Annotated in this window: 15 protein-coding genes and 1 tRNA gene; 7 read left to right on the forward strand and 9 right to left on the reverse strand. The window is 61.4% G+C overall.

Features of this window, described 5'->3' with window-relative positions; translation table 11 throughout:
• Window positions 1-39 precede the first annotated feature (39 nt).
• On the reverse strand, window positions 40-981 hold the full coding sequence (locus FGU65_RS05530; RefSeq protein ID WP_301663429.1) for an alpha/beta fold hydrolase: 942 nt from the start codon (window positions 979-981) through the stop codon (window positions 40-42).
• Window positions 982-1,249: 268 nt separating this feature from the next.
• Between FGU65_RS05530 and FGU65_RS05535 the strand changes: the two genes are divergently transcribed.
• Complete coding sequence (locus FGU65_RS05535) at window positions 1,250-1,594, forward strand: MDR/zinc-dependent alcohol dehydrogenase-like family protein (RefSeq protein ID WP_301663430.1); 345 nt, start codon at window positions 1,250-1,252, stop codon at window positions 1,592-1,594.
• Between the two features lie 772 nt (window positions 1,595-2,366).
• On the opposite strand, the gene FGU65_RS05540 is transcribed toward FGU65_RS05535, so the two are convergent.
• On the reverse strand, window positions 2,367-3,965 hold the full coding sequence (locus FGU65_RS05540; protein ID WP_301663431.1) for a SpoIIE family protein phosphatase: 1,599 nt from the start codon (window positions 3,963-3,965) through the stop codon (window positions 2,367-2,369).
• Window positions 3,966-4,596: 631 nt separating this feature from the next.
• Here FGU65_RS05540 and FGU65_RS05545 point away from each other — a divergent pair.
• Window positions 4,597-5,358 (forward strand): hypothetical protein, encoded by a 762-nt coding sequence (locus FGU65_RS05545; RefSeq protein ID WP_301663432.1) that lies wholly within the window; start codon window positions 4,597-4,599, stop codon window positions 5,356-5,358.
• Here FGU65_RS05545 and FGU65_RS05550 read toward each other — a convergent pair.
• The 3 genes from FGU65_RS05550 to FGU65_RS05560 all read right to left on the reverse strand — a co-directional run bounded on the left by FGU65_RS05550 (window position 5,307) and on the right by FGU65_RS05560 (window position 7,229).
• Window positions 5,307-6,440, reverse strand: a complete 1,134-nt coding sequence (locus FGU65_RS05550) for a CPBP family intramembrane glutamic endopeptidase (RefSeq protein WP_301663433.1) — start codon at window positions 6,438-6,440, stop codon at window positions 5,307-5,309. The two genes, FGU65_RS05545 and FGU65_RS05550, sit on opposite strands and share 52 nt — an antisense overlap.
• 394 nt (window positions 6,441-6,834) lie before the next feature.
• Window positions 6,835-6,907 (reverse strand) — tRNA-Thr (locus FGU65_RS05555).
• A gap of 49 nt (window positions 6,908-6,956) precedes the next feature.
• On the reverse strand, window positions 6,957-7,229 hold the full coding sequence (locus FGU65_RS05560; RefSeq protein ID WP_301663434.1) for a DUF504 domain-containing protein: 273 nt from the start codon (window positions 7,227-7,229) through the stop codon (window positions 6,957-6,959).
• 23 nt (window positions 7,230-7,252) lie between these two features.
• Here FGU65_RS05560 and FGU65_RS05565 point away from each other — a divergent pair, with 23 nt between their 5' ends.
• Window positions 7,253-8,185 (forward strand): glycosyltransferase family 2 protein, encoded by a 933-nt coding sequence (locus FGU65_RS05565; RefSeq protein ID WP_301663435.1) that lies wholly within the window; start codon window positions 7,253-7,255, stop codon window positions 8,183-8,185.
• A 71-nt stretch (window positions 8,186-8,256) separates the two neighbouring features.
• Window positions 8,257-9,483: a methyl coenzyme M reductase-arginine methyltransferase Mmp10 gene (gene mmp10, locus FGU65_RS05570; protein WP_301663436.1), complete on the forward strand. Its 1,227-nt coding sequence runs from the start codon at window positions 8,257-8,259 to the stop codon at window positions 9,481-9,483.
• On the opposite strand, the gene FGU65_RS05575 is transcribed toward mmp10, so the two are convergent.
• The 3 genes from FGU65_RS05575 to FGU65_RS05585 all read right to left on the reverse strand — a co-directional run bounded on the left by FGU65_RS05575 (window position 9,464) and on the right by FGU65_RS05585 (window position 13,054).
• Window positions 9,464-11,671 carry an ATP-binding protein gene (locus tag FGU65_RS05575; protein WP_301663437.1) on the reverse strand — a complete coding sequence of 736 codons (2,208 nt, stop codon included), beginning with the start codon at window positions 11,669-11,671 and terminating at the stop codon, window positions 9,464-9,466. The genes mmp10 and FGU65_RS05575 overlap by 20 nt on opposite strands.
• A gap of 139 nt (window positions 11,672-11,810) precedes the next feature.
• On the reverse strand, window positions 11,811-12,377 hold the full coding sequence (locus tag FGU65_RS05580; protein ID WP_301663438.1) for a type 1 glutamine amidotransferase: 567 nt from the start codon (window positions 12,375-12,377) through the stop codon (window positions 11,811-11,813).
• Window positions 12,374-13,054 carry a diphthine--ammonia ligase gene (locus tag FGU65_RS05585; protein WP_301663439.1) on the reverse strand — a complete coding sequence of 227 codons (681 nt, stop codon included), beginning with the start codon at window positions 13,052-13,054 and terminating at the stop codon, window positions 12,374-12,376. Before FGU65_RS05585 ends, FGU65_RS05580 begins: the two co-directional genes overlap by 4 nt.
• Before the next feature lie 374 nt (window positions 13,055-13,428).
• Between FGU65_RS05585 and FGU65_RS05590 the strand changes: the two genes are divergently transcribed.
• The 3 genes from FGU65_RS05590 (at window position 13,429) to FGU65_RS05600 (ending at window position 16,488) form a co-directional block, all read left to right on the forward strand.
• Window positions 13,429-14,724, forward strand: coding sequence for a sensor histidine kinase (locus FGU65_RS05590; protein ID WP_301663440.1), 1,296 nt, complete (start codon window positions 13,429-13,431; stop codon window positions 14,722-14,724).
• A 187-nt stretch (window positions 14,725-14,911) separates the two neighbouring features.
• On the forward strand, window positions 14,912-15,997 hold the full coding sequence (locus FGU65_RS05595; protein WP_301663441.1) for an RMD1 family protein: 1,086 nt from the start codon (window positions 14,912-14,914) through the stop codon (window positions 15,995-15,997).
• Window positions 15,998-16,065: 68 nt separating this feature from the next.
• Window positions 16,066-16,488 (forward strand): pyridoxamine 5'-phosphate oxidase family protein, encoded by a 423-nt coding sequence (locus FGU65_RS05600; protein WP_301663442.1) that lies wholly within the window; start codon window positions 16,066-16,068, stop codon window positions 16,486-16,488.
• A gap of 16 nt (window positions 16,489-16,504) precedes the next feature.
• On the opposite strand, the gene FGU65_RS05605 is transcribed toward FGU65_RS05600, so the two are convergent.
• A complete protein-coding gene (locus FGU65_RS05605; protein ID WP_301663443.1) occupies window positions 16,505-16,780 on the reverse strand; it encodes an NAC family transcription factor in 276 nt (91 codons plus the stop codon).
• Window positions 16,781-16,784: the final 4 nt, after the last annotated feature.

Genomic DNA, 16,784 nt, shown 5'->3' on the forward strand with positions numbered 1-16,784 from the left:
TTGCGTGAGCGAAAAAATGTGGTGCCGTGCTGAATTTCGTCACCGAGCCCTGTCGAGGAAGGCCTGCACGATCGCGGTGAACTCGTCCGGGTACTGGTACATGAGCCCGTGGCCCGCTCCCCGTACCTGCACCACAGAGGCCGACGCTATCCGCTCGCCGATGAAGAATGAGTTGCCGGGCGGGGAGATGACGTCCCGGTCGCCCACGATGAGGAGGGTGGGCGTGTCGATGGTGCCGAGCCACGCAGAGACGCCCGTCCGTGCTCCCATCGCCTCTCCCTGCCGGGCGATATTCTCGGGGCTGCTCTTCTCGGTGACGCTCGGGAAGTACTCCCGCGGGTCGGGGTGCTCCGCCATCCAGTCTGCAGGGAAGAGGAGCGAGAGCAGGCGCATGCCCCGTTCAGCGTCTGTGCCGCTGGTGTCGAGGAGTTTCTTCTGCACCTCGGGATCCATGGGCACGCTCTCGTTTCCGCCGGGATCGGCGGCGTAGAGCACGAGTTTCTCGACCCGTTCGGGATGTTCGTGGGCGAGCGCGAGCGCGACGTCGGCACCCATCGACCAGCCGAGCACGGGCGTCTTCTCGATCCCGAGCGCGTCCATGAGGCCGGCGGTGTCGTTTGCAAAGAGCGATATCGAGTAATTCTGCTCAGACGAGGTGGAAAGCCCCATTCCCCGGTTGTCGAAGACGATCACCCGGTACCGGCGGGCAAGGTCTTCGAGCATCCGGGTGTCCCACATGTCCATCGTGCTGGCGTAGCCCATGATGAGCACGAGCGGCGGCCCGTCCCCGAATTCCTTGTAGGCGATCTCGATGTCGTCGACGGCAGCCGTCTGCACCGTCGCGTTCGCGACATCGATCGGGTCGTCGGCGGTCTCCGACGGGGTTCTGGTGCCGGTGCAGCCGCAGAGGAGGCAGGCTGCGGCAAGAAGCAGGAAGGCGGCACCCGTAAGGGCAGAGAAGAGCGGATGCATGGTGTTCATCCATTTTGAAGATCAAAACCCGGAGGCTAAATATTTTTCTAAATGCAGTTTTCGGGTTTTTCCGCACCCCGGCAGCGCTCGGTGTCGAGCTGGAAACGGGGGAGTGCCTGCCGGGCGGTCTGCGGTGCGTGTATCGCCGTTCGTGAGCATGCAGAAGAGAGAACCCGACACCGAGCGCTGCGATAGGAGCTCTTGAAAGGCTCCCGGAAGAACCCTGTACTTTTCTGGTGTCCGGTCATCACAGCCGGAGGTGAAGGGGGAGCAGAAAATGAAAGGCCTGGCAATGCTGCGGATCGGTGAGGTAGGATGGATCGAAAAAGACCGGCCGGCCGCCATTGAGGTGGCGAAGAAATGCGGTGCGACGGATATCATCCCGATCCCCCGTGTCGGCTGGGGTGTCGGGATGGCGAACAAAACTATCGTGACCGACCTCTGCCCCGGCGGACGGGTGCGCATGGAGCGGCTGGCCGAGGTCGTGATGCACGGGCGGATGGACCCGTCGCTGATGGCGACGCATGTCTTTCGGGGTTTCGACAGGCTCGAAGAGGCGCTGCACCTGATGAAGGAGAAACCCCGCGACCTGATCAAACCGGTCGTCATCGTGGAAGAGTAGACTTTTCCTCTCTTTTGGTATATGCGGGCCGGCAGCCCGACACGCCGACGTCCGGCTTGCCTGGTAAGAGATTCTCCGGGGCTCCGGCTCCCAATAACCTTCCCGGTTAAGCAAAGCTTATATATCGGAAATCCGGGCAGGATCCTCCGGAATTTCGACCCGCACAGAAGCCCTCAGACGGTCGTTCTCACCGCGAGCTATGGTAGAACATCCTCCGGAATCGGTCCGGCTCAGATCGGCGTTATATCTCGATGAATCTTCCGTTTTTCAGGGATCTGGGTGATATGCTTCGGTTTATCGCGGATCACAGAACCGCGATCCGAAACGCCCGGTAAAACCGGAGAAGAACGGCAATATGGGCATCTTTCAGGACGGGGAGAGGGGCGGTTCACCCCGACTCGAGGTGCTCACGTCGACGGCTGTGTGCTGTTGAAGAGCCCTCCCGGAGATCCGACGGAGGTACCCGGTATCGCACGCATCGGCGGTACCTGAATATTCTCTCCGGATGATCCCTCGCAGCGCTGTCGTGAGGATCGCTCGTTGCCGGGTGTCCGTTCATCATGGATTCTGCAGGGGATGTGTGTGCATGAAGCGGAGCGACAAACTCCCGGATACCTCTCGATCAGCCGTATCCTCACCGGTGTATGGATGGCTACTCTTACGGTCGACCTCCGTGAAACGGTCTTTGCGTGCGTGAGCACGGGTCTCCTGCATTCCTGCAGATGAATCCGCAAACCACCGGGATAAAAAAGATCGGCGAAGGATGTCCTGTCTATCGGGTTCCTTTGATCACCAGCAGCGTGATGTCGTCAAACTGGGGCATGTCCCCGGAAAACTCCCGGACACCGGATAGAATCCGGTCGAGAATCTCCTGCGCCGGAAGCCGGGCGGTTTCCCGTATGATTGCGGTGAGCCGGTCTGTCCCGAACAGTTCTTCCTCTGCATTGATCGCTTCCGTGACGCCGTCGGTATACATGACGACGAGATCGTCCGGGCCGATCGACAGGGACCGGGAAAAATATTCCTGGTTCTCGAATGCGCCAAGCACGATGCCGGTGGGCAGGAGCTCCTCGAGCGTCTCGGTCCGGCTCCGGAATACCACCGGGGGGTTGTGGCCGGCATTCACGTACGTCAGGGTCCTGTCCCCTTCGCTGAGCGTTCCGAAGAAGAGGGTGACAAACATGCCGGACTTGGCATCCTGGGCAATAATATTGTTGGAGTCGGAGATCGCCTTTGCCGGATCGCGGTGCCAGAGTGCATTCACCCTTACCACGATACGGGACAATGCCATAAAAAGGGCTGCCGGAACGCCTTTTCCGGCAACATCGGCAATGAGGAGCCCGAGCGTCCCTTTGTTCAAGGCGATGATCTCAAAGGGTATCACATCGAAGAAATCGCCGCCGACTTCTTTTGCCATGACTGCGCGTGCAGCGATATCGAACCCCGCGATCTGGGGGATCACCTTCGGCATGAAGCTCGTCTGGATCTCCGCGGCGATCTGGAGTTCGGCATTCGAACGGGCAAGCCGTCCCTCCAGCTCGCGGCGCTCGGTGATGTCCCGGATCGACTCGATGGCGCCGGTGACGTTGCCTTCCGGATCGTAGAGCGGGCTTGCCTTGGCCCAGAAGTACCGGCCCGATCTTCCCCGGAGGCTCGGAATGAACGTGTCCACCACAAGCGTATCTCCTTCCCGTTGCACATGGGTATAGCGGCTCTCCACTTCCGCCTCCGGCATGAGGATGAGGTTTGCCAGCATCGGTCTTTGTTCCTGGTAAAACGGGAGGGCATATTCGTAGGCCCCTTTTCCGATCATGGATGCAGCGGGAATTCCGGTCAGTTCCTCCATTCCCCGATTCCACGTAATGACAAAGCCCTCCCTGTCGATGGCAAATGTGGCGTCGGGGAGAAAACTGATGATGTCTGCAAGACTCCTCCGGGATCGGACGATCTCCTGTTCGGCGCGTTTCCGGTCGGTGATGTCCCGGATCGTCTCGATGGCACCGGTGACGTTGCCTTTGGAGTCATAGAGCGGGCTGGCCTTGGCCCAGAAGAACGTCCCGCCCGGCCGGAAGTCGGGAATGAAGATATCGACCACGAGGGTATCTCCGCTCCGCTCCACGGAATCGTACCGCTTCTCGATATCGGACTCAGACATGAAGATGAGGTTTGCCAGCATCGGTTTCTGCGTCCCGTAGAACGGGACCGCGTACTCGTAGTTGCCCTTCCCGAGCATGGCCTCTGCCGGGACGCCGGTCAGCGCCTCCATCGCCTTGTTCCACGCGATGACCGTTCCTTCCCGATCGATAACCAGCGTTGCATCCGGTAGGAAATCGATGATTGCGTCCTGAAAAGTCCGGCTCTGTGACTCCATTCTCCTGCTCCTATGGGAGGATTATGTCCTTCCTGGGTATGAAGATTCTCTATCTCCAGCGCCGCCTCTCGTTTCCAGGATTCGCTAAAATATTGCCTTTGATTCCTCGATTTCGGTTATACCATCAGATTCTTCGGGAATTATTGGCCGGATCTTGCCGGGATAGCTCCTCCTTCCCCTGCTTGAGCAATCCTCCCGGTTTTTCCCGGAGGCCTCGGCTCAACCAATGCATATATATCGGCAATCCGGGCAGGATCCGCCGGAATTTCGACCATCACCGAAAGCCTTCAGACGGCCGTTCTCACCGGGAGCCATAGCCATCCTCCGGGAATTACCTCTCCTCATATGGCCGTTATAGCTCGGTAAATTTTCCGTTTCTCAGGTATTTGGGCGATATGCTTCGCTTTTTTGCGGTTCTGCGATCCGCGATCCGAAACACCCGATAAAACCTGAAAAAACGGCAGCATGGGGTTCTTTAAGGACGGGGAGCGGGGCGGTCGCCTCGCCTCGGGGCCGGCGTCCCTGGATGCACCCTCTCCGAAGACCTCGTATCCAGACTTCTCCGGGGAGCCGAAATCAAAATTGCTGGAATTATCTGGTAATCCCGTGATTTCTCTTTACGAGCGATTCGATGAATATTCTCAAGCAGCTTGCCGCAGAATTCGCGCCCTGGATCAGCTTCTGCCTCCTCCCGGGAGATACGATGGAGGAACTCGGCATCGCACTCATTGCCGGTCTCGTCTCCACCGTCGTCCTCAATTTCAATGGCATCAGGAAAAGATACCTCTTCCCCGTAACGACGCTCGTGTTCTTCGTCGTTATGTGCATAGCGGTCATCGGCCTTCAGAGCGTGCCGGTCGCCGGGTTCTTGGGTATCCTCGCCTACGGAACCCTCGCAGCGCTGTCGTGGGGTTCGCTCCTTGCCGGACGCCCGTTCACCATGGATTATGCAGGGGAGGATGTGAGCGAAGAGGGGAGAAAAATGCCTGAGTACCTCTCAATCAACCGTATCCTCACCGGTGTCTGGGCGATCACTCTTACGGTCGGCCTCGGTGAGATGGTCTTCGAGTACGGGAGCCCCACTCCCCCGGGGCTCCTGCAGATGTTCATCCCGTGGGCCAGTTTCGTGGTAGGATGGCCTTTACGCTCTGGTATCCCGGGTACGCGGTGGCACGGGAGGCGGCGTCTGCCGGTGGCAGCGAGTGATGAAGAGGGGAACCATCCCGGTACCGCCGGTGTCCTCTCCTGCAGGGGGGCTCTGACGCGCCCTCCTGCTCATTTTCCCCGATGCGGATGGCCCGGGAGTGGGGATGGAATGGGCGTGATGAGGATTGCGAATTTTTACGGTGCCGGTTCGGAAGGTTCCTCCCGAACCGGTCCCACCGGCTTTTGATCTGGGACGCTCTCGGCAGACTGCCGTTCTGAGATCAGGAGCCTGACCTGATCCCAGATGTCAAGCCGGAGGAGCAGAACCGCTGCGATGCCCATGATGGCGATCCCGTATATCCCCGTCCCGAACGAGGAGATCATATCGGCCGGGTAGGAGAGGTACAGCCATGCAAGGGGCTCCATGGTGTCCGTAATCAGGTGGAGGAGTACTGCAATCCAGACGCTCCCCGTCTTCAGCACGGCGATGCTGTAGAAGACCCCCATGACGACGGCGAGCAGTATCATGACCGCATTGCCGAGGACGGGCTGGCCCGGGTAGTTCATGCCCATGAGAATCAGGCCGCTGTGCCAGAGCCCCCAGACGACCCCGAGCAGCAGAACCCCTTTTCTCCCCCCAAGCACCGTGAAGAGGCGGTCCTGGAGATACACCCTCCACCCATACTCTTCGCCGAAGTAGAAGTACCACCCGACACAAAAACCGATGAGGAGGTTGACGGCCAGGCCTGCCCAGAAAGCCTCCAGACTGTACTCGATGAAGGGATCTCCGAAACCGAAGGTATGGTTCAGATAATAGGCGGCGAAGAAGAGAACAGTGAACAGTCCGGGGATGATGGCATACCACTTAAGGTTCCTGCCAAACGACAGCCCCGCGGGGTAGAGTTCCTCGCGCGACCGCTTCACCAGGTTTATTCCTATGAGGATGAAGACGCTTGCGACTGAAACGATGATGGATAGGGTCGGCATGAACCGGTAGATCGGCAGGGTAACCAGCGTTGCCGGGATGATCGGGCCGATGGTCATCTCCCAGAGGAATACGGCGGCATTGACGGCAAATACTGCAAAAAATACCTTTGACGCCGGTGTGAGTGTACGATCCCGGAAGAAACAGGCGCAGAATATTGCGACCGCCGCAGGGATCAGCATCTGTACAAGGGTGCTGTACGGCGGTACCTTGCTGATGTCCCCGAAGGTGACGATCAGCCAGAGATCAAAGGCATACGTCAGAATAAATGTGATGCCGACGAATGCAAGGATTTCTTTGTGAATGCCGGACAGGTGGGGCATTTCAGAACCTGCGATATTCATTGCAAACAGCTCCCCGCAAGGTCACCTCTCCTGAATGGAGTCGTTGTGGAGACACGCCCTCCCCTCTCTGGTCCACTTCACCCGGATGCATGTACGGCAATTTTTCAGGATGGATGTACTCGTTAATGGCACATATGCAGAATTCATAATTAATAGTATCGATCAACCCGGGCGCATGCCGGCGCTCGCACGGGATTTTGCGGGCACTTGATTCCCTCAATCGCCGAACTGCATCAGATCATCGAGAAATTTGGCTCTCTCTCCTTGCCGGGCAGCGACATGCACCCGCCAGGATCGTCCTCACGCCGGATCGACTACCCTTCGGTGGACGGGTACACATCGAAACCTGACCGCAAAAGAGATCCCTCCGAGAGATGTGAACCAAAATAATGAAAGCCCCAGCCGAGATTTGAACTCGGGGCCTGCTGATTACAAGTCAGCCGCTCTGCCAGCTAAGCCACTGGGGCGCAGCATATACATTGGCACTCCCGGATAAAAAGGATGGCGTTTGCATACCTATCCCCCGCTGCTCCGTGCCGATACTCCCTCCCGGCTCCAGAGAACCCGGTCGCCGTAGCGGATCTCGCGGATCCGGTGGTAGGGGATGCAGGCCGTCCGGTCGCCCTCGGCGATCTCCAGGTAGTAGGCGTCGAGAGCGCTGATCGCCGGTCCTGCGACCGTCGAGACGTCGCCGGGCGCCCCGCGGTCGACGTAGGTCACGGCGACCCGGTCGAAGTCGCACGCGGGGTCGTGGTAGAGTCGGAGCAGCAGCCGGTGGCTCGTTCTCATGGTGCGCTCACCAAAGGAGGCATATGCCCCCGCTTCAGGTAAAAACCCTGCCCCTCGCCGGCCGGGGCGGAGCCATCCACCCGGCGGGGCATGCAAACCCGGGCAGGATCATCCTTAAGTGGGAGGCATGCCACGTAGCGCACCATCGGAAGTTGCCTATGTCGCGACGAAGCCCTGCGGCCGGGTCATGCGATGACGAATTCGTCATCTCCGTGATCATCCCCGCCCGGAACGAAGCGGAGACCATCGGCACCTGCCTGCGGTCGCTGACAGATCAGCGAATGGCGCGTGATCTGTACGAGATCATCGTCGTGGACGGCGACTCGTCGGACGGCACCTGCTCCGTCGCCGGGCAGTACGCCGACAGCATCGTTGCGCAGAAGCGGCAGGGGATCGGCGGTGCCCGGCGGGACGGTGCCGACGCCGCTTCCGGCAGCGTTCTTGTCTTCACCGACGCCGACACCTGTCATGCCCCGACCTGGCTGCCGGCGATCGCCGAGAACCTGCTCGCGGGCCGCTACGACGCCAGCACCGGCCCCATCCGCTTCTGCGACCGGACGATCCGCTCCGACATCCTCCAGATCTGGCGAAAACAGTACCACCTCTTCCACATCTTCAACTACTACCGGCTGATCGGATCGAACATCGCCGTCACCCGCGCTGCCTACGACCGGATCCAGGGACATCGGGACATCTCGCTCCTGGAGGACTACGATCTGTCGGTGCGGATCTTCCGCGAGGGCTCGATCCTCTGCCGTTACGACCCGCGGCAGATCGTCTACACCTCGAGCCGGCGCGTCTGCAATCTCTTCAGCTACATGCTCATCTACCTCTACGGGCAGTACCACTACCACGTCACCCGGGACTACTCCCGGCTGCTCCGGTACCCCAGGTTCGACGAGATGGATCTTCTGGTCATGCTGGAGCATCTCGCCGAGAAGCCGGAAGAGAAATAACGACCGACTGAGACCCTGAAAACCGCTATCACAAAGTCATTATGCGAGTGGCGACAGAGTATACGCAACGTATGTCTCATCTCACCGTTGATATCGGCGGCCGCCCCGGGCTCGACTGCAGGGGCTTCTGCGAGTACTGTTACTTCAAGCACGTCTCCGGTACGCAGGCGTTCGGGTGCCGCTACTGCCTCCCGTTCTCTGTCGGATGCGACTACTGCACCCGGGGCGTCCGGGAAGGCTACCAGGGCTTCAAAGACCTCCGGACGGTTGCGGATGAGACACTGGCCAACATCAGCGTCAGCAGCGACGACATCACCCGTGTCACCATCAGCGGCGGCGGCGACCCGAGCTGCTACCCGGCGTTTGCCGACCTCGTCGACCTGCTCTCCTCCCTGGAGGCGCCGCTCCACATCGGCTACACCAGCGGGAAGGGCTTCGACGACCCGGCCATCGCCGATCATCTCATCGACTGCGGCCTTGCCGAGGTCTCCTACACCGTCTTCGCATCAGACCCTGCGCTCCGGAAACGCTGGATGCACGACCCGACGCCGGAGGCATCGCTTCGGGTGCTGGAGCGGCTCGCCGAGGAGATCGACGTCTACGCCGCAGCCGTGATCCTCCCGGGCGTGAACGACGGTGCGGTGCTCGAAGAGACCTGCGAATGGCTGGATGAGCGGGGCGTGCGCGGCCTCATCCTGATGCGGTTTGCAAATACGCTTGAGCAGGGGCTGATCCTCGGCAACGCTCCGATCATCAAGGGGCAGGGTGTCCAGACCGTGAAGGAGTTTGCGGGGACGGTCACGGCCATGAACGAACGCTTCTCCATGAAGGTCAGCGGCACGCCCCTCGGCGACCCCGATATCGGCTCTCCGTTCGCCATCCTGCACGAACCCGATCTCTTAAAGAAACTCCCCCGCGTCAGGAAGCGTGCGTCGGTTATCACCGGGAGCGTTGCTGCACCGTTCATCCAGCGGGTCCTGCAGATCCGGGGGTATCAGTCCCGGGTTGTCAAGGTAAAGAAGGATATCGCCTGCCTGATCACCCTCGACGATCTCCGGGAGATCGACCCGGCAAAGCTCGAGGAGGTCGTCATCATCCCGGGCAGGGCGTTTGTGCACGACGGGGAGGCGCAGAAGGTCCTCTCCGCAGACGGTGTCTACCGGGAGGTCGTCCGGGGGCCTGAGACCCTGACCGCGGACGCCGAGACCAGCATGGGCATGACGAAGAGCGCGGTGCTGCAGATGGAGCTCGACGGGTTCGCCGCCCTGATCAACACCATCAACCTCCACGGGAAGTAGGGTCTGCCGAACGCTTCGGCAGCGTGAACCGGAACGCCGCACCTTCCTCCGGCCGGCCGCACAGCCGGTCATCAGCCCGGATGCTGCCGCCGTAGCGCTCCACGAGAACGCGGGTAATATAGAGGCCGAGCCCTTTTCCGCTCCTCCCCCGGCCACCCGTCCGGAAACGGTTGAATACCCCGGGCTTCACGGTGTCCGCGATGCCGGGACCGGTGTCCTCGACCGTCACCTGCACCCTGTCGTCCCGGTCATCGACCCGGATCGCGATCACGACGTCCGTACCGCCGTACTTGCGGCTGTTGCCGATGAGGTTGATAAAGACCTCCGGCAGCAGGTCGTCCGCGAGGACTGTCGCGTCCGCCCCGGCATAGCGGATGGTCGCGTCGGGGAAGAGGCGGATCACCTCGCGGATGACGGTGTCGAGATCGACCGGGCTTAAGGGCGGATTTGCTTCCTGCAGCCGCCGGATCGTCGAGACGTTCCCGATGATCTCCGTGCTCTGCCGGATCCCGGCAAGCAGTTTTCGGGCGTACTGTTTCTCCTCGCCGGTGAGTATCTCCTCCAGCAGCGATGCGTAGAGCAGCGACGACGTATTGGCGTTGTTGATGTCGTGAGCCATCACGTCGAGGTAGAAGTTCGCCTGCTCGTTCGCCGCTTCGAGCTGCCGCTGCAGCATGAGACGGTCGAGCGCTCTGCCGGTTTCCTGCCCGATGGCGATGAGCAGGCTCTTCTCTTCGTCCGTAAAGCGGTGCCGCCGTGTGCTGATCAGCGTCATGACGCCGATCATGGTTCCGTCCGAAGCGAGGGGAAGGCCGGCGCACGACCCGGACTCCGTTCCCCCCTCCTCCGCCAGGCACGGGAGAGGAACGTCTTCCTCGAAGACGGGTGTCCCGGTCTTTGCCACCCGGTCGCAGGGGAGCGGCCCGGTCCAGTCCTGCATATCGGCGGCGATGCCCCGGTGGCAGGCGGGTACTGCCCGCCCTTCGGCGTCGATGAGGGCGATCCCGGCGCCCTCGAAGCTGAGCAGTTCCATAGCCTGGTCCAGGGTCTTCTCCATCAGTTCCCCGGCGGCGCCCGACCTGCTCGCGGTGCCGATGATCCGGTTGATGATGGAGAGCTGCCGGTTCCGGTCCTGTATCTTTCTCTCCGCATCTCTTCGTTCGGTGATATCGTGGACGATCGAGTGGAGGAGCGGCCTGCCGCCGACGGTGATCGCGCCCGAGTAGACCTCGACGTCCCTGACTTCGCCCGTAGCAAGGCGGTGCTGGAAGAGAAAGAGGTTCCGCGTCTCCGCCCGTGCCCGCTCCATCTCCGCAAAGACTTCGTCGCGATCGAGCGTGTTGATCTCGGCGATCTGAAGGCCGGTCAGCGTGCTGTGCGGATAGCCGTAGTACTTGGATGCGGCAGCGTTTGCATCCACGATCTCGCCGCTCTCCGGGTCGATGAGGAGCATGGGGGCCAGGCTTTCGGTGAAGATGCTCCGATAGCGCTCTTCGCTCTCCCGCAGCGTCTCCTCCGCACGTATCCGTTCCGTCACCCGGCCGAGCCGTTCGGTGACGGCGTCGATGAGCAGCCGCTCTTCCGCAAGGAACGCTCCTTCGCCCGCGTCGGGGTGCTCGCTGCGATACCAGACGTCGAGCCTCCCTGCAGGTTTTCCGTACACCACGATTGGGCTTTCCAGCCGCCACGGTGTCTCGGTGCAGGCTCCTGTTTGAAATTCCCGGCCGTGCACGGTGATCCGGGCGCAGGCGTCGTCCGCGTATTGCATGGCGGCCGGGATCAGCCCGGTCACCCCCCGGTAGATCTCGTCGAGCCCGATCCCGGGCGCCTCGATGAGACGGCCGAGAGCGTAGAGGCACCGGAGCTCCTTCTCGCGCTCGGTGAGAACCGCTGCCGCCCTCCGCCGGGAAGCAGCGCAGCGGATCACGCGGGCGATGAGATCGGGGGTCAGCCGCTGCCTGATGAGATAGTCGTCTGCTCCGGCTTGCCGTGCCCGGTGCTCGTCGGCCGGATCGGCGAGGAGGATGATGGGCGTGTCGCCTGCCGCCTCTGTTATCTGTGCGAGTGCCCCGGCGAGTCCCGCGTCCAGCAGCACCACATCGCAGGGAGCATCGCTTAGAGTTTTTGCGGCGTCTTCCGGCCGGCTGCGGCGGACGACGTCGCACTCGCCGCTGCTCTCGCTGATCATTTTTGCATCGTCGTTGCTGCCCCCGATAAGGAGAACTCTCCCGTGCGTCTGCATATGTCGGATACGCCCCTGCTGTGGCTGTCCGATCCCCCTGTAACGGTGACGACGGTAATAAAAGATTCGCCGGAGCCCCGGCGGTTCAGGCGACGAGCCCATTCTGGTGCAGGAAGCGGGTCACCACCCACTCGCTGCGCACTTCCGGGTGGAAGATCACGCCGTAGAGGGGGCGGGCCCGGTGCCGGACGGCCTGGATGCAGCGGTCCGAGTGGGCGAGAACCGTGAACGGTTCCGGCGGTTTCACTGAAAAGGTGTGCAGCTCGTATGCCGTAAAATCGTCCCGGCCGTCGAAGAGCGGATCCGCGGCGGTGACCCGGATATCGGTCATGCCGATCTCGCCGCAGGCCTCGATGCTGCCGCCAAAGATCAGCGTCAGTACCTGCATCCCGGCGCAGATGCCGAGCACGGGTTTTTCGAAGCCTTCCAGCCACGCAAATTCACCGATACGGTCCGCGAAGAGGTTGTCCCGGAGGGCGGTGCCGCAGAGGATGACGCCGTCAGCCTGCCTGAGAATATCCTCGTCGATGTCGGTGAAGTGCCTGATGCAGCAGTCCGCGCCCGCCTCGCGGACGATATGCACGATCGGCATGACGAACTCGTCGAGGCCGAGCGAGTTCTCCCGGTAACCGAGGTCGACGATCAGGATCATTTCGCCACCAGCCGTGCCTGCCGGATGGTGTACCGGCCGTTATGGTTCCGGTAGGTCACGGAGGCTTCGTCGACCACGATCCGTTGTGTAAAGAAGGGCGCATCGGTGACGAACGTCTCAAGCTCCCCGCCTTCGCCGGTCAGCGAGATCCGGTAGCGATCGGCCAGCCTGCGGAGCTCGGCCAGGGTATCGGCGTCGATCTCGCGGCCGAGCCAGGTCTCGTCGAAGGGTTCCGCAAAGACGCCGGCGATCAGGACGCGAAAGCCTGCAGCGAGCAGCGCCTCCATATAGGCCGCCTGGTCGGTGTGCCAGAGGGGGTTGAAGCACCAGAGGCCGAGACCCGCGCAGATCCGCTGGACGCGGGTCGCCTGGTAGACCGAGAGGATCGCACCGGTGACGACGCCCTCGATCCCGTGCTCGTCCCGGGCGAGGGCGATCGCCCGCTGCAGGTCGTCAAGTTCCCGCTCCTCTTCCCCGGCCGTCTCCACCTCGACGAGCGGGAGGCCTGCTGCCTCTGCCTGGAGCGCCGCAAGATGGATATTCGGCGTGTGGAACATATAGCTCTCGTCGTTCCGCGAGACAACGGTGATCAGGCAGACGACCTCTTCCTTCTCCATCGCCCGGTAACAGGCGAAGAGGGAGTCTTTCCCTCCTGAAAGCAGCACCCCGAGTTTCATTTCAGTCCAGTATGTTGGTGTCGGAGAGGCATAACACCCGCGCCTCCCCTGCCCCGCCGGAGTCGATTGTGCTCCGGCAGAGCTGGTATCCGCATCAGGAAGAATCTGGCATTTATGAATGTTTTTCTCTTGAAATACTGTTTAACGGCGACAACAAAAATCGATTGTTTTATAGCTCCAAACGTGCAAAAAAGGGATGTTCACAGTTCCGGTGAATGTTCATCGCTCCGCTTACGCTTCCCCTGCGTCCCGGAGAACTGCACGATCGGTGAAACGCGTATGGTCAGGCGTACTCTCTCTCCCGGCACGACGGGATCCAACGGATACGCCGGTCGCTCCCGGCCAACACGCACTATGTTCTGGTCTTTGTTGCGGTGCTCATCCTGTTCGTCCTGTCAGTATTCTTTGTCTTCCAGCAGAGCGAGGCCGTCAGCCAGACGGCGATCGCATCGTACCAGCAGACGGAACTCGCGGTGGTCAGGGAAGCCGCACGGGGCATGCAGGAGTACGTCGCCGTCCAGACGGAGGTTCTCGGACGGACGGACATCGAGAATATCGAACAGGAAGCGCTCAGGAAGTTCATCGAGCCCATCCACCTGCTGGAGAACGGCGACGCCTGGATCTACGCCCCGGATCACGTGGTCTTCGACCAGAGCTCCGACTTCCCCGATATCTACCGCGGAAAAAGTATGGCTGAGATCTTCGCCATCCAGGCGGAGCAGGGAGCAAGCCACTTCGAGGAGATGACCGCCGATGTCGCGAACGTCCGGGAGGGCTCCGGCTGGTACATCTGGCTGCCGGAGAAAGGGGCCGAGATCGCGGCGTGGACGCCGGTGCACGTCGGAAACTATTCCTGGACGATCGGCCTGTCGACACCGCTTCCCGAGATCCTGGAAGCCTCCGGTGCGGCCGGCCAGAGTACGCAATCGCTGATCGTCCTTGCGGCAGGGATTCTGCTGGCTCTTGCCCTCTGCTCGGCCTGGGTCGTCTCGGATATAAAAAGGGTGCGTGCGGAACAGGCTCTCCAGAAGGCGAACAACAAACTGCACCTCCTCTCCAGCATGACGCGGCACGATACCCTGAATAGGATCATGGTGCTTGGAGGATACCTTGAGCTGGCGCGGGAGTCGACGGAAAACGAGCCGGCCAGGACGTTTCTGATCAAAATGGACACCGAGCTGGATGCCGTCCGCAGGCAGATCCTCTTCACCCGGGAGTACCAGCAGCTCGGGATACTGGCTCCTGTCTGGCAGGATGCAGGAGCGGTATTCGAGAACGTCCTGCACGAGTTCGATCTCTCGGGCGTCGCGGTGTCGAGCACGGCCGGAGGACTGCTGGTCTCTGCAGACCCGCTGTTTGAGCGGGTGCTGTATAACCTGGTCGAGAACTCGCTCCGGCATGGCGGGACGGTGACCCGGATATCGCTGGACGTTGCGATGCAGCCTTCGGGTGCGGTGCTGATCTACGAAGACGACGGGGTCGGTGTTCCGGAGAAGATCAAAGAGCAGATCTTCCGGCGCGGGTTTGGGTCGAACACCGGTTTCGGCCTGTTCCTCTCCCGGGAGATCCTGGAGATCACCGGCATCACCATCCGGGAGACCGGGGTTCCGGGAGAGGGCGTGCGGTTCGAGATGAACCTTCCGCCGAAGGGGTGGCGGCGGGGAGCCTGAGTGACGGCCGTGAGGGCTGCGCCGACTGCACGTACTCCTGCTTGTTTTTCATGAGCGTGTAGGCATACCCGCGATAGGGGGATGTTCTTAATAGCGGCAGGCGGCCAATGGGTGTACTGAAAGACGAAGAGCTCCCGCGCGGGATCGGCGGCTACGTGCGGCTGCCGCCGAAAACGGGAGCAGACAGGTGACGGATACGTACGCGATACGCTTTTACCGGATCTACGATGCCGGCGATCTCATCGATCTCGACCTGCTCGAACGGCGCCTCGCCGTCGGCCACACCACCGCCCGCGCCAGATTCACCCGCGTCTCGCCCAAATCGGTCAGCATGGGTGCCCCTCCGCTGGTGATGGAGCTGCCGCCGGTCAGGGTTACTATAGAGGGGCGCGAATGGCAGATGGGCACGGTTGCCCGGATCTACGATATCGGTGCAATCAGCCTCTGCTTTACCCTCGAAGAGGAGCAGGGGACTCCTGCCGCCCTCCAGGTGACGGCGCTCCAGTTTGCAGGGCAGAAGGGTTTCGATCCACTGTACGCCGCATTCCTCGACGAAATCCGACAGGTTCTGGCGCCGCATATCGGCGATATCCCTCTCGATCCCGACTTTTATGAGGATTATACCATCCACATCACCGATCGCACCGATCCGGCGCTCGACCCGGTCGTCGTTCTCCTCGGGGAGGATATTGCCTACAGCGCCCAGACCCGCGACGATACCCTGAAATACTCTTCCAGTTACGGCGCCGCCGATCGCACGATCCTCTCGTGGGACGCCGCCCTGCTCATCGGCCCGGCATCGCCCGGAGATCTCATCGATCTCATCGACCTGATCGAGTACGCCCTCGTCCAGACGCTGGAGTTCCGGTACTACGACCGGGTGCTCACGGTGCAGATGGAGCGGATGTACGACGACATCGAGGCTGCGGAGAAGAGGACGCGGTTCGTCAGGACGAGCCGGTACCACGGCATCATGACCCGGCTGATGGAGACCCAGGCGGACATCTCCGAGATCACCGACAAGGTCGACAACCTCATCAAGATCACCGAGGACGTCTACTATGCCCGGGTGTACGCCATGGCGCTCAGCGTCCTGCGGATCTCGCAGTGGCGGGCCAGTGTCGACCGGCGGATCGCGGTGATCCACCGGAACTACACCATGCTCTCCGACGAGGTGAACATCCATCACTCCCACTTCCTCGAAGTCGTCATCATCCTGCTGATCGCGTTTGAGATCTTCTTCCTCCTCTTGGAGCGGCTCGGGGCGGCGTGAGCAGCTTGGGTCGCTCCCAAGGGTATTTAAGGCGGCAACCCCATCCCGGAGACTATACGGAAGTGGACATGATGCCGTCGAAACTGATGGAATATTTCAACAAACAGCCGCGAATCGGAGTTCTGGGCACCTCAAACGGGTCGGGCGCGGTCGATGCCGCCGTCTACGGCTCGCCGCAGATGGTGGACGAAAAGACCGTCGTCATGGGGTCAGGCGAGAACCGCACGCTTGCAGACCTCCGCGAAAACCCCCATGCCGTCTACCTGATCATGGAGCCGGGGGAGACGGTCATGGACTGGAAAGGGATCCGGGTCTACCTGAAGATGACGTCGCTCGAGACCTCGGGAGAGGGGCTCGAGACCTACCGGCGGCAGATCGCGGAGGCCGTCGGCGAGCAGGCTGCGCAGATGATAGCCGCGACGGTGAAGTTCGAGGTCACCGACGTCCGGCCGCTCGTCGACATGGGGCAGGGCTGGGAACAGTCCGTATGAATAGGGAGGCCGGGGCTCACTCCCCGGCGTTTCGGTATTCCTGCAGAATGGCATCCGCATAGGCGTCCATCTTCTTCGTCGGGACATAGTTGCATTCCTGGACGGCCTTGAGCAGGTTCTCCCGGATAGCGGCGGTGTCGGTCAGGTTCAGTTTCCGCACGCCGGCGATGATCTCGTCGAGCCGGTTGATCCCGGTCTCCCTGCCGTCGACGAGGATCGTCTTTGTCGTGATTGCGTCCGGCCGGATGCCGCCGCAGACAGTGCAGTAATCACCTTCCTTCTCGTTCGTCATCCTC

The organism is Methanoculleus frigidifontis (assembly GCF_030464345.1).
Lineage (GTDB): Archaea > Halobacteriota > Methanomicrobia > Methanomicrobiales > Methanoculleaceae > Methanoculleus_A > Methanoculleus_A frigidifontis.